The sequence below is a fragment of the Paenibacillus sp. PAMC21692 genome, from assembly GCF_014303795.1.
In the GTDB taxonomy this organism is placed as follows: domain Bacteria; phylum Bacillota; class Bacilli; order Paenibacillales; family Paenibacillaceae; genus Pristimantibacillus; species Pristimantibacillus agaridevorans.
Window position 1 is genome coordinate 3,113,441 of sequence record NZ_CP060293.1, and the last position, 14,382, is coordinate 3,127,822.

General features: G+C 50.7%; 10 protein-coding genes. 9 read left to right on the forward strand and 1 reads right to left on the reverse strand.

Going from position 1 to position 14,382, the window contains the following annotated elements; genetic code table 11:
- Positions 1 to 112: 112 nt before the first annotated feature.
- Genes H7F31_RS12230 through H7F31_RS12240 form a run of 3 tightly spaced genes read left to right on the forward strand, consistent with a single transcriptional unit; the run spans position 113 to position 3,403 of the window.
- Entirely contained in the window at positions 113 to 1,117 is a 1,005-nt protein-coding gene (locus H7F31_RS12230; protein WP_187104397.1) for a Gfo/Idh/MocA family protein, read from the forward strand.
- A gap of 46 nt (positions 1,118 to 1,163) precedes the next feature.
- Positions 1,164 to 2,477: an enolase-like domain-containing protein gene (locus H7F31_RS12235; RefSeq protein WP_187104398.1), complete on the forward strand. Its 1,314-nt coding sequence runs from the start codon at positions 1,164 to 1,166 to the stop codon at positions 2,475 to 2,477.
- Complete coding sequence (locus tag H7F31_RS12240; protein WP_187104399.1) at positions 2,474 to 3,403, forward strand: Gfo/Idh/MocA family protein; 930 nt, start codon at positions 2,474 to 2,476, stop codon at positions 3,401 to 3,403. The genes H7F31_RS12235 and H7F31_RS12240 overlap by 4 nt, the downstream gene beginning before the upstream one ends.
- Before the next feature lie 122 nt (positions 3,404 to 3,525).
- Here the strand turns inward: H7F31_RS12240 and H7F31_RS12245 are convergent, their stop codons facing one another.
- Entirely contained in the window at positions 3,526 to 4,383 is an 858-nt protein-coding gene (locus tag H7F31_RS12245; RefSeq protein ID WP_187104400.1) for a helix-turn-helix domain-containing protein, read from the reverse strand.
- Positions 4,384 to 4,599: 216 nt separating this feature from the next.
- Between H7F31_RS12245 and H7F31_RS12250 the strand changes: the two genes are divergently transcribed.
- The 6 genes from H7F31_RS12250 to H7F31_RS12275 all read left to right on the forward strand — a co-directional run bounded on the left by H7F31_RS12250 (position 4,600) and on the right by H7F31_RS12275 (position 14,376).
- The gene (locus H7F31_RS12250) at positions 4,600 to 5,559 is read left to right on the forward strand and encodes a DUF1861 family protein (protein ID WP_187104401.1); all 960 of its coding nucleotides are present in this window, start codon (positions 4,600 to 4,602) and stop codon (positions 5,557 to 5,559) included.
- A 90-nt stretch (positions 5,560 to 5,649) separates the two neighbouring features.
- The gene (locus H7F31_RS12255) at positions 5,650 to 7,938 is read left to right on the forward strand and encodes a helix-turn-helix domain-containing protein (protein ID WP_187104402.1); all 2,289 of its coding nucleotides are present in this window, start codon (positions 5,650 to 5,652) and stop codon (positions 7,936 to 7,938) included.
- 187 nt (positions 7,939 to 8,125) lie between these two features.
- Entirely contained in the window at positions 8,126 to 9,055 is a 930-nt protein-coding gene (locus H7F31_RS12260) for an ABC transporter permease (protein WP_187104403.1), read from the forward strand.
- Positions 9,056 to 9,085: 30 nt separating this feature from the next.
- A complete protein-coding gene (locus H7F31_RS12265) occupies positions 9,086 to 9,970 on the forward strand; it encodes a carbohydrate ABC transporter permease (RefSeq protein WP_187104404.1) in 885 nt (294 codons plus the stop codon).
- Positions 9,971 to 10,046: 76 nt separating this feature from the next.
- Positions 10,047 to 11,561: an extracellular solute-binding protein gene (locus H7F31_RS12270; protein WP_187104405.1), complete on the forward strand. Its 1,515-nt coding sequence runs from the start codon at positions 10,047 to 10,049 to the stop codon at positions 11,559 to 11,561.
- Positions 11,562 to 11,676: 115 nt separating this feature from the next.
- The gene (locus H7F31_RS12275; protein WP_187104406.1) at positions 11,677 to 14,376 is read left to right on the forward strand and encodes a hypothetical protein; all 2,700 of its coding nucleotides are present in this window, start codon (positions 11,677 to 11,679) and stop codon (positions 14,374 to 14,376) included.
- The last annotated feature ends 6 nt before the right edge of the window (positions 14,377 to 14,382 follow it).

The window sequence follows — 14,382 nt, forward strand, 5'->3', positions numbered from 1 at the left end:
AAATCCTGTACTTTATTGTTAGATAAATACATCAGTTTATACATCAGTTGTGGAGTTATTTATCTTATTCCAAGGGTATATACGGCAGTTAAAAACGATTGGAGGAGTTACGATGATTAAAGTGGGAATGATCGGATGCGGCAACTTGGGACGAACGCATGCCAAATGTATCGCTGAGCTTGAGGGAATAAAGCTGTCAGGCTGTTTCGACGTTTACAAGCCAAGCGCAGAAAAATTGATGGAGGAATTTGGCGCAGATTATGCGACGGATGATCCCGATCAACTGTTTAATGATCCTGCGATAGACGTTGTGTATGTGTGTACGATGCATGATACACATGCCGAATACTGCATCCGTGCTATGGAGAGCGGCAAACATGTGCTCGTAGAGAAACCTCTGGCGATGACTGTAGAGGAATGCGTGGCTGTGGGAGAAACGGTAAAGCGTACAGGCAAAACGTTATTTACGGCGTTTAAGATGAGATACTACGAGATGTTGTGGAAGGCGAAAGAATTGATCCCTAATCCTATTATGGTGACCATGCAAATGATGGACAGCAGATGGGGGGACGGCATATGGCCCAATGATCCCGTTAAAGGCGGAGGCAACGTCATCAGCCAAGGATGCCACTCCACCGATATTATGCGGTTTATGGCAGGCGGCGATCCGGTAGAGGTATATGCGGCTGGCGGCAACTATTATCAACCAAGCGGCGTTGTTGACAACCTGGTGGCCGTCTATCGATTCGACAACGGCGCGGCGGGCTGTTTGGTCCAGGGCGATAGCGATTGTCCTCCATTAACAAGCAAGTTTTTTATGCAAATGTTTGCAGAAGGCAAGTCGATTACGATATCCGATCGTCTTACTACTTTGACATATACCGAGGCAGGAAAAGAGCCGCAAGTATTCCAAGGCACGGAAAGCGGGTTTATGGAAGAAAATCGAGCGTTTCTAAAATGCTTGCAGGAAAACGCCAAAGCGACAATCGATCATGTGGACGGCTTATACGCCACGCTGATGATCTTGCAAGCGATTGCTTCGCTGGAAAGCGGCAAGCCGGAGCTGATTCAAGCCGTAGTCGAGGAGTCCATAAGCGAGAGGATTAAACAAGGCTAGGGAAGGTCGTATTGACGGGGAGAGCTTATCGATTGGAGGATAAAAAATGATAACAATCGCCGAATCCAAACATCTATCGATCCAAGAACCTTTGCTGGAGCCTTTCGGATTTAAAGGGGACTACTTGACGGAGTTATGGCAATCTGTTGCCGGGCTTCGTTCTCATGACGGCGCCCTCGGCATCGGAGTAGGCGTTCAAAGCGTCTTATGGTCAGACGACCGGGTATTTTCGCAATATGGAGAGCAGACCGGCAACGCTTTGATGGCTAATGCGACCCAATATGCATTGATGCTTGCGGAGCACTCGGAATTTGATACGCCAATCGATTTAATGGATCGATTATTTCCGGAAGTGCATGCATTCGCGCAACGAAGTGTTGGAAGGGAAGATCTTCGTGCGACCTTTGCTCTGAATGCGCTTGTTGCCTTGGATCAAGCGGCGTGGTCATTGTACAGCAAAGGCAAGGGCGCGGGAGGCGGCTTCCAAGAGTTGGTACCTGAGTCATACCGTTCGGCCCTTTCGGCTCGACAGCAACAGCTAGGGTGCATCCCTCTTGTGTCTTACAATCTGTCAGAAGAGAAGATTGAACAGATTATTGGAGAAGGTTATTTTATTTTGAAAATTAAAATTGGCGCCGATCCCGAGCAAAACGGGGATCCTGCCAAAATGCTGGAATGGGATAAGCAGAGGCTGTCACAGATCCACCGTATTGCTTCTCGCTTCGATACGCCATACACGCAGAACGGGAAAATCGTTTATTACTTGGATGCCAATGGCAGGTATGACGGGAAAGGTCGTATGATAAGTTTCCTGGAGCATGCCGATCGGATAGGCGCACTGGAGAGCATAGTGCTGCTTGAGGAACCGTTTAACGAGACGAATGTTATCGATGTGTCGGATTTGCCCGTTCGATTTGCAGCCGACGAAAGCATCCATAACGAAGGTGATGCGCAAGAGAGGATTGAGATGGGATATAAGGCGATCGCGCTTAAGCCGATCGCCAAGACGATGAGCATGAGTTTAAAAATCGCTAAACTAGCTCGCGATAGAGGTATTCATTGTTTCTGTGCCGATCTAACCGCTAATCCCGTATTAGCGGATTGGAACAAAACATTGGCCGCTCAGTTGCCTCCGCTTCCGGAATTAAAGATCGGCGTGTTAGAAGCGAACGGTCAACAGAACTACCGCAATTGGGAACGGATGAAAAGCTGGCATACCTATTCCGATGCGTCATGGATCACACCTAATAAAGGACTTTTTACGTTGGACGATTCATTTTTTAATGTGATGGGAGGGGCGCTTGAAATAGGCTCCGAATACGAAAATCGATTATATGGCAGAGGTGAGCAAACGAAATGAAATCATTAAAAATCGGTTTGGTGGACCTCGATACGTCACATCCTGGCAGCTTTGTTCCCATTGTTCGCGAGATGGGGCATCACGTCACCGGAGTGTTCGATAGCGGAACGATCTATCCTCCTGGATATGCTGCGACATTCGCTCGCGAGCATGGCATTGATCATGTTTGCGAAACGATAGAAGAGCTGGTCGAGCGGGTAGATGCGGTGTTTATTCACAGCTGCGATTGGGATTTGCATGTCCAACACGCAAGGCCTTTTATAGAAGCGGGGAAAGCCGTATTTATCGACAAACCTTTAGCCGGCAACGCCAGGGACCTGCAGCAGCTCATCGATTGGGGCAAGGATGGCGCCATACTTACAGGCGGATCTGCACTCCGCTATTGCAATGAAGTGAAAGAGTGGAAAGAACGAGGATTAGGAACGGAAGAATGGGTGTATGGACTTGTAGGCTGCGCGGTAGATGAATTTAACTACGGTATTCATGCTTATGCCATGCTTCATGGTCTTATGGGAGCGGGGATCGAATCGGCCAGATACGTGGGTGAGACCACACAGCAACAGATCGAGCTGGCTTGGAAAGACGGCAGGCGCGCAATGGTGAGCATCGGGAAGACATCCGGTTACTTGCCTTTTTACGCCTCGATAACGACGCAAAAACAAGTCGAGTTTATAAAGGTGGACAATAATCGCTTATATCAAGCCATATTGGAAAACGTTCTGCCTTACATGGCAGGGGAAGCGCCATCGCCGATCTCGCTCGATGAGCTGGCAGAAGCGGAAATGGCAGCAATTGCTGCCAAGCTGTCTGCGGAACGGGATGGGGCACTTATCCGTATTCAAGATATTCCAATAAGCGAAGTCGGCTATAACGGCGGTTTGTTTGCACAACAGTACAAAGCGATGAAGTTTCCCGATCAGAGGTGAGCTTCGGCGATCTACGAATCCGCTGAGCTCGGACGGGAGATCCGGCGATAGACGCCACGAGGGAGTTTGAACATTAAAAGCTCTTAGGATGAGGTTCCGCCTATCTTAAGAGCTTTTTGTTATTAAAACGCCGATTGGTGAATCCGACGATATTGAAGCGGCGTGTGTCCATAAAGTGCTTTAAAGGATTTGTAGAAGTAGCCCAAATTATGAAAGCCAGCCTCCAGGGAAATGTCGAGAACGCTCCAGTCGGAGCAGAGCAGCAGATTTTCCGCATATTGGAGCTTTACGCGATTCAAGTATTGGAGGGGAGTCAACTGCTCCCATTGCTGGAACACACGGCAAAGATGCGCATGGGATTTGCCGGATAAGCTCAGCATGGCAGCGATTCCCTCGTGGAAGCAAGCGGGATTTTTTATTTGCAAGCAGAGCTGTACGAACCAAGGGGGACGTTCGTCGGGCTTGGCGACAACGTTGGGCATCATATGGCTGACATATACCTCCGACAACAGGGAGCGCAATTCTGTACGAAACCACCGTTTGTCATGCTGAGGGATACGATAGAGCTTTTCCATACGGCGTTGCAACAGCAGCTTGTCCTGTTGGGAAAGCCGAACTGAAGCGGGATAAGGAGCGAATAAAAAAGCATCTTGCGGGAAGCCATCTCCCAGATAGGCGAACAGCTCCATGACCGTCTTGCTGTAATAGGAGAGATTGATGAGCCGGAAATCCTTGCCCGGAAGCTTCTCGTAGAAATGAACATCCTGGGGTCTCATAAACACCAGCGAGCCTTCGTCCAACTGCTCCTTTTTTCCATTGATCCAATGACAGACCGAACCTGACGTAATCAGAAAAAATTCAAAGAAGTCGTGCGTATGCGGTCCAGCCGTATTTCCGATGCCGCTAAGATCGCGATAATGCCCTTCCGCTTCCCTGTCAATTCCACCTTCCGCTCTGAACAGCAGAATAGGGCTCTCCATTGCTCGTCCTCTCCCTTCGATCAATACAGTATAATTGTATCATGAGAGCCGTTGCTTTAAAGTCCTGTTTATAAAGGGATATTCTTAAATCCATAAATGAAAGTTTACACAAATATCAATCTAGCGTAATCGATGAGAAATATCGGCAGGATTTCCCACACGTCGCCATGGTAAGATCATAGCTGATTCTAGCGATGAGACGGAGGACGATGACAGATGCTGCTGCTGCAAAAACGCGAGCAATTTGAACAAAACAAAGTGATCTGTGAAAGCGCAAAGCTAACTTTCCATGGGGTGGAAGGCTTCGATGTTTATAATGTTTCGATTCCATTTGTATGGAGGAGCCGGTCGTATATTTACGGTCGTGTAGAAAGACGGGGCGAATGGGCGCGTTCGTGGGTTCGTCTGTTCGAGCAGATTGGACCGGACGAATGGACGCTGGTGCCTGAAAGCGTGAGCTATCAGCTTGAGGACCCGTATGTAAGCATAATCGACGGCCGGATCGTTATGGGCGGGACGCATGTACGTTATCGGCAAGGCCAGGTCGACACCTATTTCGGATATTTTTATAGAGGCACGGAGTTGGATGACCTGTACTACTTCGCAACCGGCCCCGAATATATGAAGGATATTCGTCTGGTGCAATTGATGGATGGACGAATCGGCGTGTTTTCGCGGCCAAGGAGCGAGGACATCCGGCGGGAATTCGGCAGCGAATCGATGATCGGATTTACGATTATTGACCATCTGGACGAGCTGACGGCGGAGTCGATTGAGCGTGCGCGTTATATTCCAGGGCTGTTCGCCCGGGATGAATGGGGCGGCTGCAATCAGGCCTACAGCCTGGACAGCGGGAAGATTGGCGTAATCGGACATATTTGCTATAAGACATATGCGGCGGACGATCAGATGCAGCAGGTTTACATGAATTTTTCGTTTGTATTCGATGTGGACAATCATGTGGTTCTGGATCAAAAAATTATTGGCACTCGGAGCTGCTATCCCGACGGTCCAAGCAAAAAGCCCGATTTGACCGATTGCACCTTCACATCGGGTATTGTGCTGCGCGAGGACGGCAGATGCGATCTGTATGCGGGAATCGGCGATACGGAGGCCGGCCGCATCGTGATCGATTATCCGTTCGAAGGATATGGGAGAATGATAAGCCCGAGATGACTGTCCGCAAGGATAGTCTTTTTTCTTGTCAATCAGCCATGACGGTGTCATTATGGTGGGTAGTTGCATTGGAAGGCGGGGGAGAAGCAGATGAGACGTATCAGAGAGAAGATAGTGCCCAAATCGATTTTTTTTCGGTTTTTTATTTCATTCGTGGTACTGCTGGTTGTCGTAGCCTTGACGATTGCCGCGTTGCTGTTCCAAGCCTTCTCGAAAGGCTCGGCGGCGCAAATTAATGATATCGCGCAGAAACGGCTGGAGCAAAGCTCCGCCATTCTGGAGCATATATCCGAGCAGGCGCGTCTGATTACGCTGCAGCTGTCATTGGACCCTTACATTATTCAAGTGATAAACGGGAGAGAGGCGGACAGCGATTACTTCCTGAAGGCGGAGGCGATGCGCAGACTTAATGATTTGCTGATTACGAATACCAATCTGTATTCTATCGCCCTGTACAACGGTCAAACCGGTATATGGACAGGGACGGATCGGGATAAAATGTACGCCGAGAAGGATACGATCGCCTGGCTGCGGGAGGAGAATGTGCAAAGTTTGGGGCAACTGCTGCCCCGCATGCTTACGGTCAATCCGGGAGAGGGCGAAGCGGATCATGTCTATACGGTGTTTTATTATGACCGGGACGCAAACAATCGGGACATCTCAAGCGCGATTATTGTCAATGTGACGCTGGACGGATTTGTCCCCGTTCGGGACGAGCAGACCCTGGGTATGAATCTGCTGGTGCTGGATCGGCAGGGGCAGGCGGTGTATGCGCCCTATGAGGGCGGCTTTCTGGAAGACATGTCGGGCAGAAGCGATGTGCGGCGCATCATGACAGAGCAGACCGGCGGCAATTTTATTTCCATGGAGAATAAGCAGAAAATGCTGGTATCCTCGATCTATTCGGAGCCATTGGGCTGGTATTTGGTATCGACGCTTCCTTATGAGACGGCTACGGCCGAAATATCGGATATACGCCGCACGGCCATCACGACCTGCTTACTGTTGCTGCTGCTGGCTCTAGGAGCATCGGCCGTGCTGAGCGGCATGCTGTCTTCGCCATTGTCGAAGCTTGCGCGGAAGGCACAGCGCTTTCAATTGCCGAATGAAGAGACAATGTCGGACGAGAAGTTGGGCGAAATGGAAATATTGACCCGTTTCTACGCCAATGTAACAACAAGGTTCGAACAGTTGGAGGCAACTAACCGATTGTCGCGCGTAACGATGAAAGCAGAATATTTGAAAGAGCTGCTGCAAGGCAATCGGCAGCCCGAGCAGTCCGATTGCGATACCTTCCAGCTGCGTCTGGATATTATGGGCAGCGATCAGTTGCACGTGGTTGTAGTCAGGCCGGACAGTCTGCGAGAGTTGAAGGAGCACCGGGCCGAGATGGATTTGCGTGTAAGCGCTGTTCTGTACAGCTTGACAGAACAGTACATGCATGCCCGAACCCCATGCGAGGTTGTGAAGCTGGAGCAGGAAACGGTGCTTCTATTGGGCGGCGAGGCGAGTGAATGTCCGTCGATGCCGGAGCTGCTGAAGAACCTGCAGCAAGAGATCGCGGATGCTTATGGCATATCGACCACCATTGGCGTCGGCCTCCCTGTTGCCGACGGTTCGGGAATCGGAGAAGCCTATTTAACAGCGAGGGAAGCGGTCCACTATCGTTTGACGCAAGGAACGGGGCATATATTGCTGTACGAGCAGCTGCTAAGAGAGGCGGATGCGGAATTTGAATACCCGCAGTCCAAGCAGAAGCAACTGCTTGAAGTCATCCGGTCGGGCAAGGAAGCAGCTGTCGATGCGGCGGTAACGGACGTATTTGACGTTTTTCGCGTGGCTCCATATTCGATGATTCGCACATCCGTTCACTTTTTGCTGTTTTCGATTGTGAGCGCCAATGCCAATTCCGTCGTTTCCACCGCCTCTGCCGCCTTCATGAATATGCTTGATCGTTTGCAACAAATGGAAACGCTGTCAGAGATAGAGGACTGGTTTGTTCATTTCTGCAAGGATACCATCCATCGGACAAAGGAAAGCAAGCAGCACAGCAGGTCGGATTTGGCGGACAAGATCGCCGAATTTCTAGAGGAGCAATACGGCAATTCAAACCTCTCGATTGAGGTGGTTGCCGAGCGCTTTGGTTATAACGGCATTTATTTCGGCAGATTGTTCAAGGAGCTGTTTAATCAATTGTTTCTGGAATATGTGACGCAGCTGAGAGTCCGCAAGGCGAACGAATTTCTGACGGGATCCAGGCTGGCGGTCAAGGAGATCGGGGAAAAGGTCGGTTTTCTAAACGCCTCCTACTTTGTCACATGGTACAAGAAACAAACGGGATTGGCGCCTACCGAATATCGCAAAAGCCAACCGCACTAACCGAGAGACGCCCACAGGGGCGTTTTTTCGTTTGTTTTGCGACATATCCGCGAAATCTGTGATTTTCTAAAGCGAAAAGCTATAGTTTTCTAAACAATATTTAGTTTGTTAACTTGTTGCCCCGAACTGGAAGCGCTATATTTTAGTCTGTCAGCAGCAAGCAGATACAAAAAATGAGGTGTGCCGGATGGTGAAGTCTGCAAAATGGTTTATGACGGATTTGATAAAAAACAGGTTTTTGTATGTATTGGTTTTGCCGGGAATTGTGTTTTTTCTATTATTCAATTATTTGCCCATGGCCGGAATTATTGTCGCTTTTAAGGAATACCGCATGGATTTGGGCATCTTCGGAAGCCCATTTAACGGCCTCGATAATTTCCGGTTTCTTACGGTGGATACGGCCTCCGTGCTCAAGGTAATCTTCAATACGTTGTTCCTGAACATTCTGTTTATCGGGATTGGCACGTCGCTTGCGGTTATCACGGCTATCCTGATCAATGAGATCCGATTGACCTGGTTCAAAAAAATATCGCAATCGCTGATCATTCTTCCCAACTTTATATCCTGGATAATTGTTGCGGTCTTTGCCTACAATTTCCTGAATACAGACTTCGGCATCTTGAACGAGTGGCTGGGCAGTCTCGGATTGCCCCGTATAAGCTGGTACAGCAGCGCCGAGTGGTGGCCGGCTATTCTTGTGCTTCTGTACGTCTGGAAGTCGGCGGGCTTCAGCAGCATTATTTATTTGGCGGCGATTACGGGCATTGATCAGGAGCAATATGAATCGGCCGAGCTTGACGGGGCGAATAAGCTGCAGCAAATCCGGCATATTACGATTCCCGGCATTTCCAAAACGATTATTATTTTGCTGCTGCTTGCGATCGGACGCATCTTCTACGGCGACTTCGGCATGATATACGGCCTGGTAGGCGATAACAGTCTGCTCTTCTCCACAACGGATGTCATCGATACGTATGTATTCCGGGCGCTGCGCACGCTGAACGATGTGGGAATGTCCTCGGCGATCGGCCTGCTGCAATCGTTTATCGGCTTTCTATTTGTGTTTGCGGCCAATGCCGTCGTGCGAAAATATGATAAAGATTCCGCCTTGTTCTAATAGCTTCCAATCAGACTGGAGTTGTGACCGATGAAAGCGTACACGATAAGCGACAAATTAGTGGCCTGGTTGGCCTATGTGTGTATTGGTTTGTTCGTCATTGCCGCCATTATCCCGTTTATGACGATCGTTTCGACGTCCTTGACGGATGAGCAGTATATTCGCGCCAACGGCTTTGATATTTTCCCCCATGCGATTACGCTGGACGCCTACAAATATGTGCTTGGCCGCGGCTCCTCGATTCTGGGAGCCTATCAGGTTACGCTGTTCGTGACCTTTGCCGGCACAGCCTTCAGCCTGCTTCTTACGACGATGATGGCCTTTGCGCTGTCCAGGCGCGAATGGAGAATGAGCGTGCCGATCTCGTTTTTCGTCTATTTCACGATGCTGTTTAACGGCGGAATTGTGCCCTGGTACATTGTGACCACCAAGTATTTGCATCTGTATGACAGCCTGGCGGCGCTAATCGTGCCGTATACGATCAATGCGTTTAATCTGATTGTGCTCCGCAGCTTTTTCTCGACGATTGACAACGCTATATTTGAGGCGGCGAGAATAGACGGGGCGAATGATATCAAGCTGCTGTTCAACATCGCTTTGCCGCTTGCGATGCCGGGGCTGGCGACGATTGGCCTGTTTTATTCGATCAGCTATTGGAACGACTGGTGGCTTGCCTTGATGCTCGTCAGCGATCGAGAGCTGTACCCGTTGCAGCTTCTCATTCGGGCGATTACGTCCAATATTTCGTATGCCGCATCCAGCGGGGTGAACTCCTCGATTGCCGCCGCAGCAATTCCGAAGGAAGGCGTGAAGATGGCAACGACGGTGCTGACGATTGGTCCCATCATTTTGCTGTATCCGTTCCTGCAGCGCTATTTCGTTAAGGGTTTGACAATCGGCAGCGTGAAGGGCTAGCACAGATTCAATCGAATATGCAATCCGCAAGGATTTGTATAGATTATGCTTTTACAATAATTCGGGAGGTCAAAGGATGAAAAAGTCAGTCAGCAAGAAATGGTTCAGTTTGATGGTTGGATTATCGTTTGCAATTATTTTGGGAGCATGCTCGGGGAACAGCGCTCCGGCGGATAATCCGTCCGGCACCGCTGACAGCGGCCAAGCGACAGGAGGAGAGAAGGAGGAGCTTAAGACCGTTACCTTAAATATTGTATACCCCGGCGATCCACAGCCCGATCAGGACAATGTGACGGCCGAGCTGGAGAAAAAGTTGGCTGAGGACGGTATCCCAGTCAAGCTGAACTATCAATATATTCCTTGGGGCGATTACTTCCAGAAGCTTCCGATTATGCTGTCGACCGGCAATCAGGTTGACATTATGTGGACGGACCCCGCCTTGCTCGGCACGTTCGTCAAGTCCAATTCCATCGCACCGCTGGATGATGCGTTAGCGCAATCCGGCCCGGATATTATGGCTGCGCTGGACTCCAAATATTGGCCGCCCGTTACGGTGAACGGAAAGAAATACGGCGTGCCGGCGGGAGCGCTTGGTACAACTAAGGGTTACTACACCGCTACAATACGCAAGGATCTGCGCGAGAAATACGGGCTGCCAGAAATTCGAACCCTGGACGATCTGGTTGCCTTCGCGGAGGCAGTCAAAACCAACAATCCGGAGATGCTTGTATTCAATGAGCCGCCAGCGGCCTTCCATATAGGAGAAGTGCTGCAAAGCACAAGCCTGGACGGCATTGTCTTCAATTACAAGACCTTGAAGGCCGAAGCCAAGTATGACCGCCCGGACGCGATGAAAGACGCCAGCTTCCTGCGCATGCTGTACGACAAGGGCTATATTGACAAGGACGTGATGGTGGGCCGCGATATCCGCGCCGACTTTAATTCCGGCAAAGCGGCGATTGGCGGCGGCGATGTCTATGAATACAATAACTACTATCGCAATATCGCCGTGGAAGGCGCCGAGGTGGAATTTATCAAACTTTTGCTGACAGAGGAGCCGTACATGCCGACCACGACATGGAACTTCCAAAGCATAGCGGCCACCTCCAAAAATATGGACCGGGCGATTATGTTCTTGAACTGGATACAGCAGAATGAAGAAAACTACGATATGATGACCAACGGTTTGAAAGGCGTTCATTTCGACGTTAAAGATGGAGCCGTTGTGGTGCCCGAAGGCGTGGACGCGTCCTTGATCGGTTATGCGCCGCCGGAGTGGATGTGGCAAAATCCGCAATTTCTTAAGCCAAAAGCCTCCGATGCGCCCGACTTTATGCAGCAGCTGCAAGACTTTGACAAGTCAACTGAACTCATGAGTCCCATTATGGGCTTTAACTTCGATCAGACGCCTGTTAAAACGGAGATTGCCGCGCTCAGCACGATTGAAAACAAATACAAATACGGTATTGCATCGGGCGTGCTTGATCCCGAGGAGGCGATTCCGCAATACAGCGAGGAGCTGAAGAAAGCGGGCCTGTCGAAGGTGATGGAGGAGTTCCAGAAGCAGGTTGACGCCTTTCTTGAATTATAGGAAATGACTTCGCTGCGTCTCTTATCCTTGCACCTCGCGGGACAAGAATAGGAGACGCTGCGCGCTTCAACAGACAAGGAAGAAAACATGACGATACAGTGGGAGGATGAAAATGATGGCTGTATGCAAACGAGCGGCAATAACCGGATTATTGGGCTTGGCGTTGCTGTTGTCCTTTGCCGTAGGGGCTTCCGCAAATAACGGCTTTGCCGCCGAATACGTTGCGGAGAGCGCATCGTCTATTACCCTTCACCCGGGTGAAACAAAAAGCTTCTGGGTCGAACTCAGAAATACGGGCACAGAGACGTGGCTATTCGGATGGCCGAGCCATGAAGTGGTGCTGGCCCATACGGACAGCAGCTATTCCCATGAGACAAGCTCCCTGTACAGCGGCAACAATAGCTGGCTGACGTATAGCAGGCCGGCGGCGCCTAACTATGCGGGCATTCAGAGCGGCGGAATCGGCCGGTTTGAATTTAAGGTGACGGGCCAGGAGGAGATCGGCACAACTCGCATGTATCTGCGTCCGGTCAAGGCGGACGGAACGTTCCTGAACAATCTCGGCATCTGGGTGGATATTACGGTTGTGCCTTATCCGGAACTCTCTGCATCCGTCGGTTCACCTGTCGCTAATCAGGCAGCAGTGAGCTGGGCCAAATCCACGGCGAACAACTTCGGTTCCTACCGCATTTACAAGTTTCCGAAAACGTATCCCGCTCTGAGGTATTACAGCGGCGGCGACTGGAGCAAAAACTTTCAGTATTTGCCGCAGCTGCACCCTTACTATTTGGACCAGACCATTACGAATGTCAATAAGCTGTCTTATCTCAGCTCGATAGAGGCGGAAAAAAGCTATGTGTATATTGTCGATGTCATTGATGTAAGCGGAAACATTATCGCCCGGTCCGAGCAGCTGGAGGCGCGCAATGTGTCCGGTTATACCGTGAAACCCCAGGAAAGGGGGCAAAGGCTTTATTACGATCCGCAATTGGGCGATTACCGCAATACGGAAACCAGAGGGTACATTGAGAGCAACATGCGCTGGAGCACCGACTCCTCGGAAATTCTGCTCGGCCTGAAGGTACTTCCCCAAACCTATGCGCTTGCATCGACGCAGCAGCTGGCCGATTTCGTGAAGGAAAGCATGCCGCGAGGCTTGCCGACGCATCGCTGGGCCGACTTTGTGTACGGACAGGGCGCGAGCGTATATGTCGATCCGCAATTGCGATTTGACAACGGCGTCTATGAGGTGACGGGAGATTTGTCCGTACCTAGGCTAACCTTCTACGAAAGCACATACGGGTCCAAGGAGCTTGGCGCGCTCCGTTTCGCATACGGCTATGACGGTCTTGAACCGATTGAAATCGCGAACCCGGATGTCAGGACTGTGGACTTTGATGAAGAAACCAATACGATGCTCGTCAGCTTCTCCAAACAAGAAAACAATGTGCGCGTTCAGTTTGACGTCAGCATTCATGGGGGAGTGATTGAGGTAGAGGGCCGTCTTACGCCTATTCAAGGCTCCGTTTCCAACCCCCGCCTCATTGTCAAAGCGCGCAATGACGACGGCATCGGCGATGCCGACTATTTTGCATCGGTCAAGCAATGGGGCAGCGATGCGTGGCTGCTGTACGATGACGGCAAAGGTTTTGTTCGGGGCGAGGATTTGGCCAAAAACAACCCGGCCCGTTTCGAAGGCATCTTGCAATCCAACGGCAGCTCTTACTTCAAATACAACGGTACGCTGGCTCAAGGGCAAACCTGGCAGGAATATTTGGAGAAAATCAGATTTGGCTCCCATATGCTGGGCGGAACCGCAAATTATTATGAACCGACGGATTACGATTCCGCGACATACGACAATTATTTGTTCGGACGGCTGATGAATTACGGCTATCCGGTTATGGGATTGGCATCCTGGAGCGTCGGCCATCCGGCGGATACGGAAGCCAAGGCGATTCTGGACAGCTCCATCGGCATTATGTATCAGAATATGTTGAGCTATCCTGCCCATAACTGGTCCTCCTTCGAGGCTAAGGACAACGGCTCTCTGTATTGGGGCGAGCTGGGGCCGCTGCTGTACGGTCTGGCGGTTATGGCCGAGCAGGATTCCGTTACGCTGATCTACGGCAAAACATACGAAGAGCTTGCACAGTTTGTATACGACAGGCTGCCGGCCGCGGCAACGGGGCTGTTCGCAGTCGATAATGACGGTTTGGGCAATGCGATCTACGGCATCCGCAAGTTTAAAGGCATTCTTGATGCCAAAGCTGCCAATTACGAGACGCATTTGCTAACCATTAACGAGGCGAACAATCAAGGATACTACACCACCAAGACGTATTTGGGCTATGCGGACAGGCATAGCGCCGCGGCGTTGAACGCGCTCAGCCACTTCCTGCAGCTGCCGCAGTGGGACACGCAGGACGCCCTGATTATCCGCAATTCGCTGGGTTATGCGGGGATGGGCGAGTCGCAGGCATGGGGCCAAATCGTATTCGACGAGCTGGAGAAACAATACGGAGGGGTGTACCCGATTCTGATCGGCACCGATACGCCGCATGATCATCAGCCCGTCCAATTGACCCAGATCGGCTGGAATGCTGGAACAGCAACGCTGAGCATGAGCTTTAATCGGCCGTTCGAGGAGTTAAGCGTCTACACCGGCAGCGCCGGACTTGCCGAAGTCAGACTGAATGGGCAGCTGCTGACCGCCGGCACGGACTATACCTTCGACGTGCTGACCCATATTCTGAGAATTAAGGCGACGAATGAGGCAGTGGGGGCATTTGCCATTGCCGTAACGGTTGATTAGGAGATT

What these genes read in the sequence shown, in the direction of transcription:
- H7F31_RS12230 (WP_187104397.1), top strand. Translation starts at nt 113, where the DNA reads ATGATTAAAGTGGGAATGATCGGATGCGGCAACTTGGGACGAACGCAT.
- H7F31_RS12235 (WP_187104398.1), top strand. Translation starts at nt 1,164, where the DNA reads ATGATAACAATCGCCGAATCCAAACATCTATCGATCCAAGAACCTTTG.
- H7F31_RS12240 (WP_187104399.1), top strand. Translation starts at nt 2,474, where the DNA reads ATGAAATCATTAAAAATCGGTTTGGTGGACCTCGATACGTCACATCCT.
- H7F31_RS12245 (WP_187104400.1), bottom strand. Translation starts at nt 4,383, where the DNA reads ATGGAGAGCCCTATTCTGCTGTTCAGAGCGGAAGGTGGAATTGACAGG.
- H7F31_RS12250 (WP_187104401.1), top strand. Translation starts at nt 4,600, where the DNA reads ATGCTGCTGCTGCAAAAACGCGAGCAATTTGAACAAAACAAAGTGATC.
- H7F31_RS12255 (WP_187104402.1), top strand. Translation starts at nt 5,650, where the DNA reads ATGAGACGTATCAGAGAGAAGATAGTGCCCAAATCGATTTTTTTTCGG.
- H7F31_RS12260 (WP_187104403.1), top strand. Translation starts at nt 8,126, where the DNA reads ATGGTGAAGTCTGCAAAATGGTTTATGACGGATTTGATAAAAAACAGG.
- H7F31_RS12265 (WP_187104404.1), top strand. Translation starts at nt 9,086, where the DNA reads ATGAAAGCGTACACGATAAGCGACAAATTAGTGGCCTGGTTGGCCTAT.
- H7F31_RS12270 (WP_187104405.1), top strand. Translation starts at nt 10,047, where the DNA reads ATGAAAAAGTCAGTCAGCAAGAAATGGTTCAGTTTGATGGTTGGATTA.
- H7F31_RS12275 (WP_187104406.1), top strand. Translation starts at nt 11,677, where the DNA reads ATGGCTGTATGCAAACGAGCGGCAATAACCGGATTATTGGGCTTGGCG.